Here is a 548-nt window from a genome sequence, read left to right on the forward strand (position 1 = left end):
TTGGCCAGGGCGATGTGGTCGCCGTTGACGTAGCGGGTCATGAAGCTCAGGCCGGGCACACCGACGCTGCGCAGGTCGAAGTCGTAGCGCAGTTGCCAGGAGCGCTCCTGGGCGTTGGCGAAGTCGTTCACCTGCACGTAGTTGGCGAGGTAGGGGTTGCTGCCGTCGAGGTAGGGCATGGAGCTGTCGCCGCTCATGCGCTGCCAGCCGGCGCTGAGGATGTGGCCGCCCTGGGCATAGGCCAGCAGCAGGCTCAGTGCGCGGTTGTCGATCTCCCCGGCGCGGGCCGAGCCGTCGTCGTCGCTGTCGAACCAGCGCAGGTCGGCGGTGACCTTGCCGGCACCCAACGCCTGCTTGCCGACGATGCCGACGTAGCGCTGGCGGTAGACGTTCTCCAGCCCGCCCTGGGCGTATTGCAGCAGGAGCTGGTCGTTGACCTGGTAGTCGGCCTGGTAGGAGTCGAAGCGGTTGCCGGTGGTATCGCAGGCGTAGCGCTTGTTCTTGCAGTTCAGGCGCACGTCCTGGGCATCGGTGGAGTCGCGCGCGGT

The 548-nt window shown here is 67.3% G+C and carries 1 protein-coding gene; it reads right to left on the reverse strand.

The features are described from left to right. Positions 1-548 (reverse strand): OprD family outer membrane porin (locus IB256_RS30470; protein WP_192404996.1); only part of this gene is annotated, 548 nt, incomplete at both ends.

This window comes from Pseudomonas sp. PDM17, assembly GCF_014851985.1.
In the GTDB taxonomy this organism is placed as follows: domain Bacteria; phylum Pseudomonadota; class Gammaproteobacteria; order Pseudomonadales; family Pseudomonadaceae; genus Pseudomonas.